The sequence below is a fragment of the Brevundimonas sp. 2YAF1 genome, from assembly GCF_052114745.1.
GTDB lineage: Bacteria > Pseudomonadota > Alphaproteobacteria > Caulobacterales > Caulobacteraceae > Brevundimonas.
In genome coordinates, this window is sequence record NZ_JBFRFI010000001.1 from 222,980 (window position 1) to 239,062 (window position 16,083).

The following is a 16,083-nucleotide window of genomic DNA, read 5'->3' on the forward strand; positions in this document are numbered from 1 at the left end:
GTGCCGCCCGGATCAGGCGGCGGGTTTGGTCTCGACCTTGTCGGTCTTGGCGTTAGCGGCGCCGGGCTTTTCAGCTGTCGTCGGCGTTTCCAGCATGTTGGCGCCGGGCGTGTCGCGCTTGGCCTGGGTGCAGCGGCCCTGGAACCAGGCGCCCTGTTCGATCGACAGCTGCTCCTGGGTGATGTCGCCCTCGATGCGGGCGGTGGCGAACAGCTTGACCTGTTTGGCGACGATGGCGCCCGAGACACGGCCGCGCACGTCCAGCACGTCGGCGTGGACCGTGCCCTCGACCGAGCCGCCTTCGCCGATGGTGACGCGGACGACGCGGATGTCGCCCTTCAACGAGCCGTCGACCTGAAGTTCGCCGGCCCCCGAGATATTGCCTTCGTATTTCACGCCGGCCGACAGGGTCGACAGGCTGGACGACCGCGACGCCGGACGGGCGGCTTCAGGCGGGCGCGGCGCCGCAGCGGGGGCCGCCGAAGGCGTGGGCTCCGGCGCAGGCGGGATGCCCAATCCGCTGGACGGGTTATTGTCGAAAGGCTTGCTCTTGTTGAACATGGTGCTCTCCGCATCTCGCCAGCAAGGCCGGCCTAATCCTACTCATAGCCCCTTGGGCGGCAGTTAGGGTCAGGTTGGCGAGAGAGGCAAGCTTGGCCACAGAGCATTCGTTGATCAGAGCGCCTTGACCGCTTCCAGAACCTGTTCGGCGTGGCCCTTGACCTTGACGCTGCGCCAGACGCGGCGAACCACGCCGGCCCCGTCGATCAGGAAGGTGGCGCGTTCGACGCCCATATATTCGCGGCCGTAGAGCTTCTTCATGATCCACGTGCCGTAAGTCTCGCAGACCACGCCGTCCTCGTCCGAGCCCAGCACCACCTTGAGGTCGTGCTTGGCCTTGAAGCGATCCAGCTTCTTCACCGCGTCGCGCGAGACGCCGATGACGACGGCGTTGGCGGCGGCGAACGGATCGGCCAGGGCCGAGAAGTCCAGGCCCTCGGTCGTGCAGCCGGGGGTGTCGGCCTTGGGGTAGAAGTAGAGGACGACCGACTTGCCTTTCAGCCCGTCGAGCGTGACGCGGCCGTCGGTGGACAGGTCGAACGCGGGGGCGGCTTGGCCTTCGGTGATGTCGGTCATCTCAATCTCCGCTCATCCCGGCGGACGCCGGGACCCAGTGAGAGCCCCGGCGGCGCCGGTTGAAAGTGGTTGCAGCCAAGACTTAGCTGCTGGGTTTGAAGCCAAAGAGCTGGATCCCGGCGTCCGCCGGGATGAGCGGGTTAGATGGGGCGGACCAGCACGATCTTCTTCTTGCCGGCGGCCAGTTTCAGCACGCCATCGGCGTTGACGTCCGAGGCCTCGATCAGGCGGGCGCCGTCAGCGATGGCTTCGTCGTTCAGGCGCAGACCGCCGCCCTGGGCCAGGCGACGGGCCTCGCCGTTGGAGGTGCTGAGACCGGCCTTGGTGACGACGGCGGCGATCATGGCGCCGATCACCTCGTCGCGCGGCAGTTCGACCGTCGGCAGGTCGGCCGACAACTGGCCCTTCTCGAAGGCGGCCTCGGCGGCGGCGCGGGCGGCGTGGGCGGCGTCCGAGCCGTGCAGCATCGAGGTCGCGGCGTCGGCCAGGGCCTTCTTGGCCTCGTTGATGCCCGCGCCTTCCATGGCTTCGTAAAGCGCGATCTGGTCCAGCGGCAGGTCGGTGAACAGGCGCATGAAACGGCCGACGTCGGCGTCCTCGGCGTTGCGCCAGAACTGCCAGTAGTCATAGGGGCTGAGTTGCTCGGCGTTCAGCCAGACCGCGCCCTGGGCCGTCTTGCCCATCTTTCCGCCCGAGGCCGTGGTCAGCAGCGGCGTGGTCAGGCCGAACGAGGCCTTCTGGTCCACGCGGCGCACCAGATCGACGCCCGAGGTGATGTTGCCCCACTGGTCCGAGCCGCCCATCTGCAGCGTCACGTTCAGCGAGCGGTTGAGTTCCAGGAAGTCCACCGACTGCATCAGCATGTAGTTGAATTCGAGGAAGGTCATCGGCTGCTCGCGCTCGAGGCGCAGCTTGACCGAGTCGAAGCTCAGCATCCGATTGATGGTGAAATGCGTGCCGAAGTCGCGCAGGAACTCGACGTAGCCGAACTTGGACAGCCAGACGTCGTTGTCGACCATGACGGCGTCGGACGGGCCGTCGCCGAAGCTCAGGAACTTCTCGAACACGGTCTTGATCGAGGCGATGTTGGCCTGGATCGTCTCGTCGGTGAGTTGCGGGCGCGAGGCGTCCTTGCCGGTCGGGTCGCCGACCTTGGTGGTGCCGCCGCCCATCAGGACGATGGGCTTGTGCCCGGCCTGCTGCAGACGGCGCAGCATCATGATCTGGATCAGGCTGCCGACATGCAGGGACGGGGCCGTGGCGTCGAAGCCGATATAGGCCGTCACGATTCCCGTCGAGGCGGCCTCGTCCAACTCCACGGGGTGGGTCACCTGGTGGATATAGCCGCGCGATTGCAGGGTCTTGAGGAAGTCGGACTTGAAAGCTTGGTCGGTCATGGACGGCTCCGTAGCAGGGATGCCGGCGGCCGTCTTCCTTTCGGAAAGCCGTACCGCCAGCGAGGGCGGCACGAGATCGCGGCCGCTCGCTAGCTCAGCGGGCGGTAATACAGGCCGGAAAGGGCGCGGACGGCGATCATGGGCGCTAGCTACGGCGCGCCTGACGTGGCAGTCAACCCGCCCATGACGACCTCTCCGACAAAGACCCTCCGCGTGCTCGGCTTCATGACCGGCACCTCGCTCGACGCCGTGGACATGGCGGTGATCGAAACCGATGGTGAGAACATCATCAGCGTCGGCCCCGCCAGCGAGATGAAGCTGGACGCCGAGACGCGCGCCATCGTCGAGGACGCCATCGAGGACGCCCTGGACTGGGAGCGTGACGAGGAAGAGCCCGACAGCTTCGAGGACGCCCGCATGGCGGTGGCGGACGCCCATCTGGCGGCGGCGCTCAGCTTCATGGCGGTGAACGGGGTCAAGGCCAGCGGGCTGGATCTGGTCGGCGTGCATGGCCAGACGGTGCTGCACGAGGCGCCGACGGCGGAGCTGCCGGGCCGCACGGTGCAACTGATCGACGCCCTGAGCGTGGCCGAGGGGCTGGGGGTGCGCACGGCCTATGATTTCCGCAGCGCCGACGTGGCGGCGGGCGGGCAGGGGGCGCCGCTGGCCCCGGTCTATCATGCCGCTTTGGTGCGCAAGTCGGGCCTGAGCGGTCCTGTCGCCGTGCTGAACCTGGGCGGGGTCGGCAACATCACATTGATCCGCGCCGACGGCGGGTTGGAGGCCTTCGACACCGGCCCGGCCAACGGCATGGTCGACCTGCTGGTTCAGTCGCGCGGCAAGAAGCGCATGGATGAGGGCGGCAAGCTGGCGGCGGCGGGGACCGTCGATCAGGCGGTGCTGAGCACCTATCTGGCGCATCCCTATTTCGCGGCGACCGGGCCGAAGTCGCTGGACCGGTTCGACTTCTCGCTGGACCCGGTCGCGGGCCTGTCCCTGGAAGATGCGGCGGCGACGCTGACGGCGTTTGCGGCCGAGGCGGCGGCGCTGGGCGTGGCGCGCTGCTCGGAACGACCGACCAAGGTCGTGGCCTGCGGCGGCGGGAGGCATAATCCGGTCCTGCTGGCGGCGATCCGCGAGCGCGCGGGCGTGCCGGTCACGACCGCCGAGGACGAGGGCTGGCGCGGCGACTCGATCGAGGCCGAGGCCTTCGCCTTCCTGGCCGCGCGCTGCCTGCTGGGCCTGCCGATCAGCTTCCCCGGCACGACGGGCGTGGCCGAGCCGATGACCGGCGGCCGTATCGTAGAGCCCGGCGAACAGTGAGTCTGGCCCAATCCCAGCGGTTCTGGGGCGTCGCCAGCGGCGTGGCGGCCGGGGCCCTGTGGGGGCTGGTCTTCCTGGCGCCCAAGGTCGCGCCCGAGGCCTCGCCGATGATGCTGACGGCGGGGCGCTACCTGGCCTATGGCCTGATCGCGGCCCTGCTGATCGCGCCGCGCTGGCGCCGCGTGACGGCGGCGCTGGACTGGAAGGCCTGGCGGGCGCTGGCCTGGCTGAGCCTGACCGGGAACATCGTCTATTTCGTCTTCCTGGTGGTCGGCGTCCATTTCGCGGGCGTCGGGGCCTCGGCCCTGATCGTCGGCATGGTGCCGGTCGTGGTCGCCCTGTGGGGCCTGAAGGACAAGGACTCGCCGCCGCTGTCGCGCGTGGCGCCGCCCATTGGGGTCGCGGCCTTGGCGGTCGGCCTGATCGGCTGGGAATCGCTGAGCCAGGGCGGGGGCGCGGGCCATGACGGCGTTCAGACCCTGATCGGCCTGGCCTGCGCCTTGGCGGCCCTGCTGTCCTGGTCGGCCTTCGCGGTCGGCAACAGCCGCTGGATGGGGCGGCTGCCCGAGGTTTCACCGCACGACTGGTCCCTGTTGACCGGGGTGGTGACGGGCGGGTTCGCCCTGCTGCTGGCGGTCCCTGCGGTCCTGACCATGGGCGTCTGGTCGGGCGAGGCTTGGATGCGGCTGATCGGGGTCAGCATCGGCGTCGCCATCTTCGCCTCCATCATCGGCAACGCCTTCTGGAACCAGGCCAGCCGCCTGCTGCCCCTGACCATGCTGGGCCAGATGATCGTGTCCGAGACCCTGTTCGCCTTCCTCTACGGCTTCCTGTGGGAGGGCCGCGGGCCGACGGTGATCGAGGTCGTCGCCATGATCCTGATGGTCGTCAGCGTGGTCTGGTGCGTCCGCGCGCACCGTCCGGCGGCCGTCGCGGCGGCGGAAGGCGATCACTAGGGTCCGGATACGAAAACGCCGCCGTCGATGACCGACGGCGGCGTTTGAAGTCCTGAGCCGAAGACCCGATCAGGCCGGGTTTTCTTCCAGACGCTTATCCAGATAGGCGCCGACGCGACGCTCGACCGCGCCGATGTGGTCCTGCCAGAAGTGGCTCGCGCCTTCTTCCAGTTCATAGTCGATGACGATGCCCTTCTGGGTACGCAGCTTGTTGACCACGCGCTCGACCTCGACCGGCGGCACGACGGTGTCGGCGGTGCCGTGCAGGAACAGGCCCGAGGCCGGGCAGGGGGCCAGGAAGCTGAAATCGTACATGTTCGAGGGCGGCGACACCGAAATGAAGCCGTCCGTCTCGGGGCGGCGCATCAGCAGTTGCATGCCGATATAGGCGCCGAACTGATAGCCGGCGACCCAGGTCTGGGTCGCGGCGGGGTTGTTGGCTTGGAGCCAGTCCAGGGCCGTCGCCGCGTCGGCCAGTTCGCCGATACCGCTGTCGAACTCGCCCTGGGACTTGCCGACGCCGCGCGAGTTGTAGCGCAGGGTGGCGAAGCCGCGCTGCACGAACAACTGGTGCAGGGTGACCGTCACCGGGTTGTTCATATGCCCGCCCGCCTTGGGGTGCGGGTGCAGGATCAGGGCGATCGGCGCGTTGGGGCGCTTGCCGGGCGAATAGCGGCCTTCGATACGGCCCGAGGCGCCGGGAAGAATGACTTCAGGCATGGATCAGCGGAATCCTGTCTTCAACTGTCGTTTCGCGGGCGGACAATACTTGACCAACGCAGTAGGACTTTCTAAGTCGGCCCTGCGCGGCGCACTTGTCTGCGAGGGCGCGGGTTCTAGCACATGAGCCCCGAAAAGCGCGAAATTTTTGAGGGCTTTCTATGCGCCTGTCGACAAAGGGACGTTACGCCGTGATGGCGATGGCCGATTTGGCGCGCAACGGCGCGGACCGGGCGGTGTCGCTGGCCGAGATCGCGACGCGTCAGGAAATCTCTCTGAGCTATCTGGAACAGCTGTTTGCAAGGCTCCGCAAGGGCGGTCTGGTCAAGAGCGTGCGCGGCCCTGGCGGCGGCTATCGACTGGCGCGCAAGGCCTGTGAAACCGCCGTGGCCGAGATCGTCCTGGCGGTCGATGAACCGATCCGCGCCACGCGTTGCGTCGGCGCCGGCTCGCCCAAGGGCTGCATGATCAAGGGCGAGCGTTGCATCACCCACCACCTCTGGGAAGACCTGGGCCAAGAGATCCACCGCTATCTCGCCAGCGTCAGTCTGGAGGACGTGATCCAGAACCGCACGGGCAAGGCCCGCATGGGCGCGGTGACAACTGATGGGCGCATGGAGGCTGCGGCGTGAGCGTTTACCTGGATTACAACGCCTCGGGTCTGGTTCGTCCTGAGGTGCAGGACATCATGGCCAAGGCTCTGGCCGACAACGGCAATCCGTCGGCGGTTCACGCGGCCGGACGCCGGGCGAGGGCGCGGGTCGAGACGGCGCGGGCGCAGGTGGCCGAACTGGTCGGGGCTGATCCGACCGCCGTGGTCTTTTCCTCGGGCGGCACGGAATCCAACGCCCAGGCCATCGTCAGCGCTCTGGCGGCGGCTTGCGAGCGGCTGATCGTCGGCGCGACCGAACACCCTTGCGTGGCTGAGGCGGCGACGGCGTCCGGCGCGCCGGTCGAGGTTCTGCCGGTCGATGCGAACGGCGTGGTCGATCTGGCCTGGCTGGCCGAGACGCTTGCGCGTCCGGGACGGGCGGTCGTGGCCATCCACCATGCGAACAACGAAAGCGGCGTGATCCAGCCGATCGTCGAGGCGGCGGCTCTGGTTCGCGCGGCGGGCGGCTGGCTGCACGTCGACGCCATCCAGTCGGCGGGCAAGGTTCCGGTCGACATGCGCGCGCTGGACGCGGACAGCCTGACCCTGTCGGCGCACAAGCTGGGCGGGCCGCAGGGCGTGGGCGCTCTGGTGCTCAAGGAAGGCGTCGCCGCCGTGCGGATTCTGCATGGGGCGGGGCAGGAACGCGGCCTGCGCGCCGGAACCGAGAACGTGCCGGGCATTACCGGATTTGGCGCGGCCGCCGATTGCGCCGCGCGCGATCTGGACGCGGCCATGGCGCACGTCGCCTGGCGCGATGCGGCCGAGGCCAAGGTCAAGGCGGCGGGCGCGACCATCATCGGCGGCGCTGTTCCGCGTCTGCCCAACACCCTGTTCATGGCCGTCGAGGGCTGGGACAGCCCGCAGCAGCTGATCACGCTGGATCTGGTCGGGGTCATGGTCTCGGCCGGCTCGGCCTGTTCGTCGGGCAAGGTCAAGCCGTCCAAGGCGATCAGCGCCATGGGCCTGGATCATCTGGCGACTGGGGGCGTGCGCGTTTCCGGCGGCTGGGGCACGACCGAGGCGGACTGGGATCGGTTCGCCGACGCCTGGGTCTCCGCCTGGAACAAGCATCAAGCGCGCGTGTCTGAGCGCGTGAAGGAAGTCGCGTAAGTCATGGCTGCTGTTAAGGAAACTGTCGAAGCTGTCGCCGCTCTCGAGAAGTATGAGCACGGTTTCACCTCGGACATCGAAACGGAATATGCGCCGCGCGGCCTGAACGCCGACATCATCCGCTTCATCTCCGAGAAGAAGGGCGAGCCGGAGTGGATGCTGGAATGGCGTCTGGCCGCCTATGAGCGCTGGCTGGCGATGGAAGAGCCGACCTGGGCCTCGGTGAAGTACGAGCCGGTCGATTATCAGTCGCTCTTCTACTACGCCGCGCCCAAGCAGAAGGAAGGCCCCAAGTCGCTGGACGAAGTCGATCCGGAACTGCTGGCCGTCTATGCCAAGCTGGGCATTCCGCTGGGCGAGCAGGCGGTGTTGGCCGGGGTCGAAGGCGCGCCGCGCTATGCCGTGGACGCCGTGTTCGACAGCGTCAGCGTGGTCACGACCTTCAAGGCCGAACTGGCCAAGGTTGGTGTGATTTTCATGCCGATTTCCGAGGCCTTGCGCGAATATCCTGATCTGGTGCGTCAGTATCTGGGATCGGTCGTGCCGGTGTCAGACAACTATTTCGCGGCGCTGAACAGCGCGGTCTTTTCGGACGGGTCGTTCGTCTATATCCCACCGGGCGTGCGCTGCCCGATGGAGCTGTCGACCTATTTCCGCATCAACGCCAGCCAGACGGGCCAGTTCGAGCGCACCCTGATCATCGCCGACAAGGGCAGCTACGTTTCCTATCTGGAAGGCTGCACCGCGCCGATGCGCGACGAGAACCAGTTGCACGCAGCGGTCGTGGAGATCGTGGCGCTGGACGACGCCGAGGTGAAATACTCGACGGTTCAGAACTGGTACCCCGGCGACGCCGAGGGCAAGGGCGGCATCTATAACTTCGTGACCAAGCGCGCGGACTGCCGCGGTGATCGCTCGAAAGTCAGTTGGACCCAGGTCGAGACCGGCTCGGCCGTCACCTGGAAATACCCGTCCTGCATCCTGAAGGGCGAGGAAAGCTCGGGCGAGTTCTACTCGATCGCCATCACCAACGGGCATCAGCAGGCCGACACCGGCACCAAGATGATCCACCTGGGCAAGAACTCGAAGTCGCGGATCATCGCCAAGGCGGTGTCGGCGGGCAAGTCGGACTCGACCTATCGCGGCCTGGTCTCGGTGCATCCCAAGGCGACGGGCGTGCGCAACTTCACCCAGTGCGACAGCCTGCTGATCGGCAAGGAGTGCGGCTCGCACACCATCCCCTATATCGAGGCCCGCAACGGCTCGGCCCAGCTGGAGCACGAGGCGACGACGACCCGTCTGTCGGAAGACCAGCTCTTCTACGCCCAGCAGCGCGGCCTGTCGCAGGAAGAGGCGGTGGCCCTGCTGGTCAACGGCTTCGTCCGCGACGTGATGCAGAAGCTGCCGATGGAGTTCGCCGTCGAAGCGCAGAAGCTGGTGGCGATCAGCCTTGAGGGGAGCGTGGGGTGACGAGCTTCCACGAGCGCTTCTTCAATCGTCGGCTGACCGGCTTCTATCCCAAAGGGCCAAAGGCGCGGCGTTTTGGTCTTATCGGCCTCGGCGTCTTTCTTGCTCTCGGCGCGACCGGCCTCGCCTTGCTTTTCAATGGGCAGAAGACCTTCGGCCAGATCGTCCTCGGCGGACTGGTCATTTTGATCATCGCTTACAACGGCTTTGTGTCCACTCGTTCGGACCTGTGAGAACCATGCTTTCTATCAACAACCTCCACGTCTCGGTCGCTGACAAGCCGATCCTCAAGGGCCTGACGCTCGAAGTGCCGGCGGGCGAGGTGCACGCCGTCATGGGGCCGAACGGGGCCGGCAAGTCGACGCTGGGCTACAGCCTGTCGGGGCGTCCCGGCTATGAGGTCACGGCTGGTTCGGCGTCGTGGAACGGTCAGGACCTGCTGGGTCTGGCCCCGGCCGAGCGCGCGGCGGCGGGCGTCTTCCTGTCCTTCCAGTATCCGATGGAGATCCCCGGCGTGCCGGCCATGACCTTCATCCGCACGGCGCTGAACGCCCAGAAGCGTGCGCGCGGCGAGGAGGAGGTCTCGGCCCCCGCCTTCCTGAAGCAGGTCAAGGCGGCGTCGCAGGCGCTAAAGATGGACTTTGACATGCTGAAGCGGCCGCTGAACGTCGGCTTCTCGGGCGGCGAGAAGAAGCGGATGGAGATCCTGCAGATGGCACTGCTGGAGCCGTCGCTGCTGATCCTGGACGAGACGGACTCGGGTCTGGACATCGACGCCCTGCGCATCGTGTCGGAGGGGGTGAACGTCCTGCGTCGCGCCGACCGGTCGATGCTGGTCATCACCCACTATCAGCGCCTGCTGGACTACATCAAACCGGACAAGGTGCATGTGCTGGCCGCCGGCCGCATCGTCGCCTCGGGCGGCCCCGAACTGGCGCATGAGCTGGAGGCGGAAGGGTACGACAAGTTCCTGCCGACCGCCGCGTGAACGCCGTCCAGATCGACCTGAAGAACGCCGAGACCTTTCCTTCTCGACGCACGGAAACGTGGAAATACAGCGACCTGAAGCGTTGGCTTCGTGAAGCGCCTGAACCTTCGGGGCCAATCACCGTCAGCGGCGAGGGGCCTTTCGAGACGCTGGGCGGCGAGGGCCTAGCCTTCGCCAACGGGCGGGCGACGGGGGCGGACGCCTTTGTCGCTGCTGGGGTGCAGACGCTGCGTCTGCGCTTTGTCTCGGACGCGGTGAACACCGGCCACACGGCCTCGGTGCGGATCGCGGCGCGGGCGGGCGCCAAGTTGCTGCTGCTGGAAAGCCATGAGGGCGCGGGCTCGGCCTATGTGGCCCACAACCGCGTCGAACTGGACGTGCCGGCGGGCGCCGAGGTCACGCGCATCGTGCTGATGGACGAGCCGGAAGACGCCATTTCCGTTACCAACGCCGTGGTGCGGGTCGAGGCCGGCGGCCTGTATCGCCAGACCATCGTCACGACGGGCGCCAAGCTGCAGCGGCTGGAGACCCAGGTGAGCCACGGGGCCGAGGGCGCCGACGTGCGGCTGGACGGCCTCTATCTGTTGAAGGGGTCGCGTCACGCCGACCTGACGACAGTGGTTGACCACCTGGCCGCCGACGGCACCACCAGCCAACTGACCAAGGGCGTCGTTCACGACACGGCGCGCGGCGTGTTCCAGGGCAAGATCATCGTCGAGCGCGGGGCCGACGGCACCGACGCCCGCATGGGCCACCACGCCCTGATCGCCGGCGAGCGCGGCGAGGTCGACGCCAAGCCCGAGTTGATCATCTATGCCGACGACGTGCAGTGCGCGCACGGCAATACGGTCGGGACGCTGGACGAAAGCGCCCTGTTCTACATCCAGCAGCGCGGCATTCCGGCCGACGAGGCCCGCGCCCTGCTGACCCAGGCCTTCCTGATCGAGGTCGTCGACCGCATCGAGGACGAGGCGGCGAGGGAGGTTGTGCGCGAATGGCTGACGGCTCGCCTGTGAAGACCTTTGATCCCTATGCCGCGCGGGCGCAGTTCCCGATCCTGTCGCGACAGGTGAACGGCAAGCCGCTGGTCTATCTGGACAATGCCGCCTCGGCGCAGAAGCCGCGCGCGGTGATCGACGCCCTGGTCGCGTCGATGGAGGGCAGCTACGCCAACGTCCACCGTGGCTTGCACACCCTGTCGAACGAGGCGACCGAGGCGTTCGAGGCGGCGCGCGAGATCGTCGCCCGCTTCCTGAACGCGCCGTCGGGCGAAAACATCGTCTGGACCAAGGGCGGGACCGAGGCGATCAATCTGGTCGCCAACGGCATCGGGCTGAGCATCGAGCCGGGCGACGAGATCATCGTCAGCGAGATGGAGCACCACTCCAACATCGTGCCGTGGCACCTGCTACGCGAGCGCAAGGGCGCGGTGCTGAAATGGGCGCCGATCAACGACGAGGGCTCGCTGGACATGGCGGCCTTTGCCGAACTGCTGGGGCCGAGGACCAAGGTCGTGGCCGTCACCCACATGTCGAACGTGCTGGGGACCATCAACCCGATCGCCGAGATCACCCGTCTGGCCCACGCCGCTGGCGCACGGGTGCTGATCGACGGCTGCCAGGGTGCGGTTCATGCGACGCCGGACGTTCAGGCGGTCGGCTGCGACTGGTATGTCATCACCGGCCACAAGCTGTATGGCCCCACGGGCGTCGGCGCCCTGTACGGCACGACCGAGGCTCTGGAGAGCCTGCCGCCCTATCAGGGCGGGGGCGAGATGATCGAGACGGTCACGAAGGATCGCGTGACCTACGCCAAGCCTCCGCATCGGTTTGAGGCCGGCACGCCGCCGATCCTGGAGGCCATTGGTCTGGGGGCGGCGCTGGAATGGCTGTCGGGCTTTGACCGTCAGGCCGTCGCGGCGCATGAGATGGCGCTCTATGACCACGCTCGCGCGCGGCTGGCCGACGCTGGCTGGCTGCGGGTTCTGGGCGAGGTCGAGGGCAAGGGCGCGCTGCTGACCTTCGCCGTCGAGGGCGCGCACGCTCATGACGTGGCGCAGATCATGGACCGTTACGGCGTGGCCGTGCGGGCCGGTCTGCACTGCGCCGAACCGCTGGCGAAAAGACTGGGCGTGACCTCGAGCACGCGCGCCTCCTTCGCCCTATATAACACCATGGAGGATACAGACGCCTTCGTGGATGCGCTGATCAAGGCGCGGAACTTCTTCGTGTGATGAGTATGGACGCCAAGACCGACAACGCCATCAGCGACAGCGACGCCTTCGCCGCGACCTGGGACGAGCCGCAGAAAAGCGCCTTGTCGCAGGCTGAGCTGGACAAGCTGACCGACGACCTGATCGAGGCGCTGAAGACGGTGTACGACCCGGAAATCCCGGTCGACATCTATGAGCTGGGCCTGATCTACAAGGTGGACGTGTCCGACGACCGCGATGTCCTGATCGAGATGACGCTGACGGCGCCGGGCTGTCCCGTGGCCGGCGAGATGCCGGGCTGGGTCGAGGATGCGGTGAAGAAGGTCGAGGGTGTGAAGTCCGCGCGGGCCAATCTGGTGTTCGACCCGCCGTGGGATTCCTCCAAGATGAGCGACGAGGCCAAGCTGGCCCTCAACATGTTCTAGGGATGCGTCGATGACCGAGCTTCAGACCGCCGTCCGACCGCGCCGGCCCCGGCCCAAGGCCTTGACCCTGACGGACGCTGCCGCCGAGCGCGTGCGCGAGATCATGGCCAATGCAGAGAAGAACTACGTCGGCTTGCGGGTGGGGGTGAAGAACGGCGGCTGCGCCGGGCAGGAATACACCTTCGCCTATGCCGAGCAGATCGAGCCGCTGGACGAGGTGGTCGAGGACAAGGGCGTCACCATCCTGATCGAGCCCAAGGCCGTGCTGTTCCTGATCGGCAGCGAGATCGACTATGAGACGACCAAGCTGGCCTCGAAATTCGTGTTCCGTAATCCGAACGAGACCGACGCCTGCGGCTGCGGTGAGAGCGTGACCATCATCCCTGCTGCCGCTCTGGACGCCGACTGACATGATCCGACTGGAGGGTGTGACCCGCCGCTATCGCAGCGCGGCGGGCGAGCGCACGGCGCTGGACGCCGTTGACCTGACCATCGGGCGCGGCGAGGTGTTCGGCGTGGTCGGGCGTTCGGGGGCCGGCAAGTCGACCCTGATCCGCGCCATCAACCGGCTGGAGACGCCCGACGCGGGGCGCATCTTTGTCGATGACCAGGAAATCACGGCGCTGAAGCCCGCCGAGCTGCGTGCGGCGCGCCGTCGGATCGGCATGATCTTCCAGCATTTCAATCTGCTGAACGCCAAGACCATTGAGGACAATGTCGCCTTTCCCCTGCGGCTGGAAGGGCGGCCCGAGGCCGAGGTCAAGGCGCGCACGGCGGAACTGCTGGAACAGCTGGGTCTGGCGGAGCACGCCAAGAAGCATCCGGCCCAGCTGTCGGGCGGCCAGAAGCAGCGCGTCGGTATCGCCCGCGCCCTGGCCTGCGGGCCCAGCGTCCTTTTGTGCGACGAGGCGACCAGCGCCCTGGACCCGGAGACGACCGAGGACATCCTGACCCTGCTGGACGGGCTGAACCGCGATCTGGGTCTGACCATCGTCCTGATCACCCACCAGATGGAGGTGGTGCGCCGCGTCTGTGACCGGGTGGCGGTGCTGAAGGACGGCAAGATCGTCGAGCAGGGCGCAACGGCCGACGTCTTCCTGCACCCGCAACACGCCGTGACCCGCGCCATGCTGGCCGAGGGCGAGGAGGCGTTCGACGCCTCGGTCGTGCCGGCCGGGGCGCGTCTGGCGAAACTGACTTTCCGCGGCGGCTCGACCTATGAGCCGGAACTGAGCCGCGTCGCGCGCTCGGTCGGCGTTGACTATTCGATCCTGTCGGGCCGCATCAGCCGCATCCGGGGCGAGCCCTATGGCCAGTTGGTCGTGGCCTTCACCGGCGGCGACGCCGAGGCGGCCGTCGCGCAACTGACCGCGCGCGGCGTGACGGTAGAGGCGGCCTGATGTTCGATAATGTCGATTGGGCCGAGATTGGCCGCGCGACCGTGGACACCCTGCTGATGCTGGGCGGGTCGCTGGTGCTGACGGTGATCCTGGGCGTGCCGCTGGGCGTGTTGCTCTATTTGTCGGGCAAGGGGCGGCTGGCCTCGAACCCGGTGCTGAACGCCGTGTTGTCGCTGATCGTCAACGTGCTGCGCTCCGTGCCCTTCATCATCCTGCTGATCGTCATGCTGCCGGTGACGGTGCTGCTGGTCGGGACCTCGCTGGGCGTGGCCGGGGCCATTCCGCCGCTGGTCGTGGGGGCCGCGCCCTTCTATGCGCGTCTGGTCGAGACGGCGCTGCGCGAAGTGGACAAGGGCGTGGTCGAGGCGACCCAGGCCATGGGCGGATCGACCTTCCAGATCGTGACGCGGGCGCTGTTGCCCGAGGCCATGCCGGGCATCGTCGCCGGGGCCACGGTCACGGCCATCGCCCTGGTCAGCTACACCGCCATGGCGGGCGTGGTCGGCGCGGGCGGTCTGGGCGACCTGGCCGTGCGCTTTGGCTATCAGCGGTTCCAGACCGACGTCATGGTCGTGACCGTAGTTCTGCTGCTGATCCTCGTACAAATTCTGCAGATGATCGGCGACCGGCTGGTTGCTAAGGTCTCGCACCGCTGAGTTAGAGAGCCCACCATGATCCGCCGTTCGCTTCTGCTGTCCGCCGCCGCTGTCCTGATGCTCGCCGCCTGCGGGCAGGGCGCGGAAAAGAAGGCGGGCCCCGCGCCGCTGCTGGTCGGCGCGACGGCCGTGCCGCACGCCGAGATCCTGGAGGTGGTGAAGCCGATCCTGGCCGCCGAGGGCGTGCCGATCGAGATCAAGGTCTTCAACGACTACGTTCAGCCCAACGTGCAACTGTCTGAAAAACGGCTGGATGTGAACTACTTCCAGACCAAGCCCTATCTGGATGAGTTCAACAAAGCGCGCGGCGCCGATCTGGTGACGGTGGCGGGCGTCCACGTCGAGCCGCTGGGCATTTATTCGAAGAAGCACACGACGCTGGCGGCGATCCCGAACGGGGCGCAGGTGGTTCTGCCAAACGATGCGTCGAACACCGGACGGGCGCTGCTGCTGCTGCAAGGCGCCGGCCTCATCACCCTGCGCGATCCGGCCAATCCGCTGCAGACGGTGCGCGACATCGCGACCAACCCCAAGGGACTGAAGTTCCAGGAGGTTGAGGCCGCCACCATTCCGCGCATCCTGCCCCAGGTCGATGCGGCGGTGATCAACACTAACTATGCGCTGGACGCCGGGCTGAAGCCCAAGACCGACGCCCTGTCGCTGGAAGGCGCCGACAGCCCCTATGTCAACTATCTGGTGGCGCGTCCCGACAACCAGAACGACCCGCGCGTCCAGGCCCTGGCGGCGGCGCTGCGCAGCCAGGCGGTCAAGGACTTCATCGCCAAGAAGTACGACGGCGCGGTGATCCCGGCGGCTTAAGCCGCCGCTGCTTCCATCGCCAGCGCCGCTTCGTTCGGCGTCGGGACCTGGACGGCGTGGGTGATCGGCTGGCCGGTGGCCTCGGCGATTAGTTCGGCGGTCCGACCTTCGATGGCAGCCTCCAGCCGGGCCAGGAACTCGTCCTTCGTCAGGCCGGTGGGGATGGGGTCGAGGAACTCCAGGGTGGCGGTCCCTGGTGTGGTGCGCGCCTCTTTCTGCGGCCAGAACAGGCCCAGGTTGGTGGCCAGCGGCACGACCGGCATGTCGAAGTCGCGGTACATGTGCCAGACGCCCGAGCGATAGCGGAACTTCTCGCCCACCTTGGCCAGGTGGCCCTCAGGATAGATCAGGATCTTGCGGCCTTCGCGATGGGCGTCGGCGGCGCGTTCCTTGAGCGCGGCGCGGGCCGTGTGGCCGCCGCAGCTGTTGACTACGATGGCGCCGAGCTTCCTCAGCACCGTGCCGAGCAGCGGGAATTTCTCCAGGTGGTCGCCGGTGACGAAGGCCAGGTCGTCGAACTGATCATACGCAGCGAATCCGTCGCCCCAGCTCTGGTGCTTGGAGGCGATGATAAAGGCGCCGGTCGGCAGACATTCCTTGCCGCGCGTCTGGATCTTGATACCCGCAAACAGCGCCATGGCCTGCACCATGCGACGGACATAGCGGCGGATCATCCAACTGGTCGCGCGCCGGCCCGGCGCCAGGGCGGCGAAGGCGGCGGCCAGGCCGTAGGTGATGGATAGCGCCCAATAGGCGAGACGGAAGGCCAAGCTTCTCATGGTGGCGCTATGACATGGAATATTGGCCCGGCGACAACC

General features: G+C 67.2%; 19 protein-coding genes. 14 read left to right on the top strand and 5 right to left on the bottom strand.

What is annotated here, in order from left to right; all coding sequences use genetic code 11:
• Nucleotides 1-12: 12 nt before the first annotated feature.
• The 3 genes from AB4Y68_RS01045 to tyrS all read right to left on the bottom strand — a co-directional run bounded on the left by AB4Y68_RS01045 (nucleotide 13) and on the right by tyrS (nucleotide 2,534).
• Nucleotides 13-561 carry a bactofilin family protein gene (locus AB4Y68_RS01045; RefSeq protein WP_441453272.1) on the bottom strand — a complete coding sequence of 183 codons (549 nt, stop codon included), beginning with the start codon at nucleotides 559-561 and terminating at the stop codon, nucleotides 13-15.
• 114 nt (nucleotides 562-675) lie between these two features.
• Nucleotides 676-1,137 carry a peroxiredoxin gene (locus tag AB4Y68_RS01050; protein ID WP_441453274.1) on the bottom strand — a complete coding sequence of 154 codons (462 nt, stop codon included), beginning with the start codon at nucleotides 1,135-1,137 and terminating at the stop codon, nucleotides 676-678.
• Between the two features lie 140 nt (nucleotides 1,138-1,277).
• The gene (gene tyrS / locus AB4Y68_RS01055) at nucleotides 1,278-2,534 is read right to left on the bottom strand and encodes a tyrosine--tRNA ligase (RefSeq protein WP_441453276.1); all 1,257 of its coding nucleotides are present in this window, start codon (nucleotides 2,532-2,534) and stop codon (nucleotides 1,278-1,280) included.
• A 183-nt stretch (nucleotides 2,535-2,717) separates the two neighbouring features.
• Between tyrS and AB4Y68_RS01060 the strand changes: the two genes are divergently transcribed.
• Both AB4Y68_RS01060 and AB4Y68_RS01065 read left to right on the top strand, forming a co-directional pair.
• A complete protein-coding gene (locus tag AB4Y68_RS01060) occupies nucleotides 2,718-3,857 on the top strand; it encodes an anhydro-N-acetylmuramic acid kinase (RefSeq protein WP_441453278.1) in 1,140 nt (379 codons plus the stop codon).
• Nucleotides 3,854-4,813: a DMT family transporter gene (locus AB4Y68_RS01065; RefSeq protein WP_441453280.1), complete on the top strand. Its 960-nt coding sequence runs from the start codon at nucleotides 3,854-3,856 to the stop codon at nucleotides 4,811-4,813. Before AB4Y68_RS01060 ends, AB4Y68_RS01065 begins: the two co-directional genes overlap by 4 nt.
• A gap of 69 nt (nucleotides 4,814-4,882) precedes the next feature.
• On the opposite strand, the gene AB4Y68_RS01070 is transcribed toward AB4Y68_RS01065, so the two are convergent.
• Nucleotides 4,883-5,533 carry an alpha/beta hydrolase gene (locus AB4Y68_RS01070; RefSeq protein WP_441453282.1) on the bottom strand — a complete coding sequence of 217 codons (651 nt, stop codon included), beginning with the start codon at nucleotides 5,531-5,533 and terminating at the stop codon, nucleotides 4,883-4,885.
• 161 nt (nucleotides 5,534-5,694) lie between these two features.
• Between AB4Y68_RS01070 and AB4Y68_RS01075 the strand changes: the two genes are divergently transcribed.
• Genes AB4Y68_RS01075 through AB4Y68_RS01130 form a run of 12 tightly spaced genes read left to right on the top strand, consistent with a single transcriptional unit; the run spans nucleotide 5,695 to nucleotide 15,265 of the window.
• A complete protein-coding gene (locus tag AB4Y68_RS01075; protein ID WP_441453284.1) occupies nucleotides 5,695-6,165 on the top strand; it encodes an Rrf2 family transcriptional regulator in 471 nt (156 codons plus the stop codon).
• The gene (locus AB4Y68_RS01080; RefSeq protein WP_441453286.1) at nucleotides 6,162-7,298 is read left to right on the top strand and encodes a cysteine desulfurase family protein; all 1,137 of its coding nucleotides are present in this window, start codon (nucleotides 6,162-6,164) and stop codon (nucleotides 7,296-7,298) included. Before AB4Y68_RS01075 ends, AB4Y68_RS01080 begins: the two co-directional genes overlap by 4 nt.
• A gap of 3 nt (nucleotides 7,299-7,301) precedes the next feature.
• Nucleotides 7,302-8,768 carry a Fe-S cluster assembly protein SufB gene (sufB, locus tag AB4Y68_RS01085; protein ID WP_441453288.1) on the top strand — a complete coding sequence of 489 codons (1,467 nt, stop codon included), beginning with the start codon at nucleotides 7,302-7,304 and terminating at the stop codon, nucleotides 8,766-8,768.
• The gene (locus tag AB4Y68_RS01090) at nucleotides 8,765-8,998 is read left to right on the top strand and encodes a hypothetical protein (RefSeq protein ID WP_441453290.1); all 234 of its coding nucleotides are present in this window, start codon (nucleotides 8,765-8,767) and stop codon (nucleotides 8,996-8,998) included. Before sufB ends, AB4Y68_RS01090 begins: the two co-directional genes overlap by 4 nt.
• A 5-nt stretch (nucleotides 8,999-9,003) precedes the next feature.
• Nucleotides 9,004-9,753, top strand: coding sequence for a Fe-S cluster assembly ATPase SufC (sufC, locus tag AB4Y68_RS01095; RefSeq protein WP_441453292.1), 750 nt, complete (start codon nucleotides 9,004-9,006; stop codon nucleotides 9,751-9,753).
• Nucleotides 9,750-10,769: a Fe-S cluster assembly protein SufD gene (gene sufD, locus AB4Y68_RS01100; RefSeq protein WP_441453294.1), complete on the top strand. Its 1,020-nt coding sequence runs from the start codon at nucleotides 9,750-9,752 to the stop codon at nucleotides 10,767-10,769. The genes sufC and sufD overlap by 4 nt, the downstream gene beginning before the upstream one ends.
• Complete coding sequence (locus AB4Y68_RS01105; RefSeq protein ID WP_441453295.1) at nucleotides 10,748-11,986, top strand: aminotransferase class V-fold PLP-dependent enzyme; 1,239 nt, start codon at nucleotides 10,748-10,750, stop codon at nucleotides 11,984-11,986. The genes sufD and AB4Y68_RS01105 overlap by 22 nt, the downstream gene beginning before the upstream one ends.
• Before the next feature lie 5 nt (nucleotides 11,987-11,991).
• Nucleotides 11,992-12,390 carry an SUF system Fe-S cluster assembly protein gene (locus AB4Y68_RS01110; RefSeq protein WP_114816506.1) on the top strand — a complete coding sequence of 133 codons (399 nt, stop codon included), beginning with the start codon at nucleotides 11,992-11,994 and terminating at the stop codon, nucleotides 12,388-12,390.
• A gap of 10 nt (nucleotides 12,391-12,400) precedes the next feature.
• Nucleotides 12,401-12,799, top strand: coding sequence for a HesB/IscA family protein (locus AB4Y68_RS01115; RefSeq protein ID WP_441453298.1), 399 nt, complete (start codon nucleotides 12,401-12,403; stop codon nucleotides 12,797-12,799).
• Nucleotide 12,800: 1 nt separating this feature from the next.
• Nucleotides 12,801-13,790, top strand: a complete 990-nt coding sequence (locus AB4Y68_RS01120; RefSeq protein WP_441453300.1) for a methionine ABC transporter ATP-binding protein — start codon at nucleotides 12,801-12,803, stop codon at nucleotides 13,788-13,790.
• Entirely contained in the window at nucleotides 13,790-14,446 is a 657-nt protein-coding gene (locus AB4Y68_RS01125; RefSeq protein WP_441453302.1) for a methionine ABC transporter permease, read from the top strand. Before AB4Y68_RS01120 ends, AB4Y68_RS01125 begins: the two co-directional genes overlap by 1 nt.
• A gap of 15 nt (nucleotides 14,447-14,461) precedes the next feature.
• The gene (locus AB4Y68_RS01130; RefSeq protein ID WP_441453304.1) at nucleotides 14,462-15,265 is read left to right on the top strand and encodes a MetQ/NlpA family ABC transporter substrate-binding protein; all 804 of its coding nucleotides are present in this window, start codon (nucleotides 14,462-14,464) and stop codon (nucleotides 15,263-15,265) included.
• On the opposite strand, the gene AB4Y68_RS01135 is transcribed toward AB4Y68_RS01130, so the two are convergent.
• Nucleotides 15,262-16,044 (bottom strand): lysophospholipid acyltransferase family protein, encoded by a 783-nt coding sequence (locus AB4Y68_RS01135; protein WP_441453306.1) that lies wholly within the window; start codon nucleotides 16,042-16,044, stop codon nucleotides 15,262-15,264. The two genes, AB4Y68_RS01130 and AB4Y68_RS01135, sit on opposite strands and share 4 nt — an antisense overlap.
• Between the last annotated feature and the right edge of the window lie 39 nt (nucleotides 16,045-16,083).

Coding starts and splice junctions, on each gene's coding strand:
- AB4Y68_RS01125 (WP_441453302.1), top strand. CDS start 13,790: ATGTTCGATAATGTCGATTGGGCCGAGATTGGCCGCGCGACCGTGGAC.
- AB4Y68_RS01135 (WP_441453306.1), bottom strand. CDS start 16,044: ATGAGAAGCTTGGCCTTCCGTCTCGCCTATTGGGCGCTATCCATCACC.
- sufC (WP_441453292.1), top strand. CDS start 9,004: ATGCTTTCTATCAACAACCTCCACGTCTCGGTCGCTGACAAGCCGATC.
- AB4Y68_RS01045 (WP_441453272.1), bottom strand. CDS start 561: ATGTTCAACAAGAGCAAGCCTTTCGACAATAACCCGTCCAGCGGATTG.
- AB4Y68_RS01075 (WP_441453284.1), top strand. CDS start 5,695: ATGCGCCTGTCGACAAAGGGACGTTACGCCGTGATGGCGATGGCCGAT.
- sufB (WP_441453288.1), top strand. CDS start 7,302: ATGGCTGCTGTTAAGGAAACTGTCGAAGCTGTCGCCGCTCTCGAGAAG.
- AB4Y68_RS01060 (WP_441453278.1), top strand. CDS start 2,718: ATGACGACCTCTCCGACAAAGACCCTCCGCGTGCTCGGCTTCATGACC.
- AB4Y68_RS01070 (WP_441453282.1), bottom strand. CDS start 5,533: ATGCCTGAAGTCATTCTTCCCGGCGCCTCGGGCCGTATCGAAGGCCGC.
- AB4Y68_RS01105 (WP_441453295.1), top strand. CDS start 10,748: ATGGCTGACGGCTCGCCTGTGAAGACCTTTGATCCCTATGCCGCGCGG.
- AB4Y68_RS01050 (WP_441453274.1), bottom strand. CDS start 1,137: ATGACCGACATCACCGAAGGCCAAGCCGCCCCCGCGTTCGACCTGTCC.
- AB4Y68_RS01120 (WP_441453300.1), top strand. CDS start 12,801: ATGATCCGACTGGAGGGTGTGACCCGCCGCTATCGCAGCGCGGCGGGC.
- AB4Y68_RS01115 (WP_441453298.1), top strand. CDS start 12,401: ATGACCGAGCTTCAGACCGCCGTCCGACCGCGCCGGCCCCGGCCCAAG.
- AB4Y68_RS01130 (WP_441453304.1), top strand. CDS start 14,462: ATGATCCGCCGTTCGCTTCTGCTGTCCGCCGCCGCTGTCCTGATGCTC.
- tyrS (WP_441453276.1), bottom strand. CDS start 2,534: ATGACCGACCAAGCTTTCAAGTCCGACTTCCTCAAGACCCTGCAATCG.
- AB4Y68_RS01110 (WP_114816506.1), top strand. CDS start 11,992: ATGGACGCCAAGACCGACAACGCCATCAGCGACAGCGACGCCTTCGCC.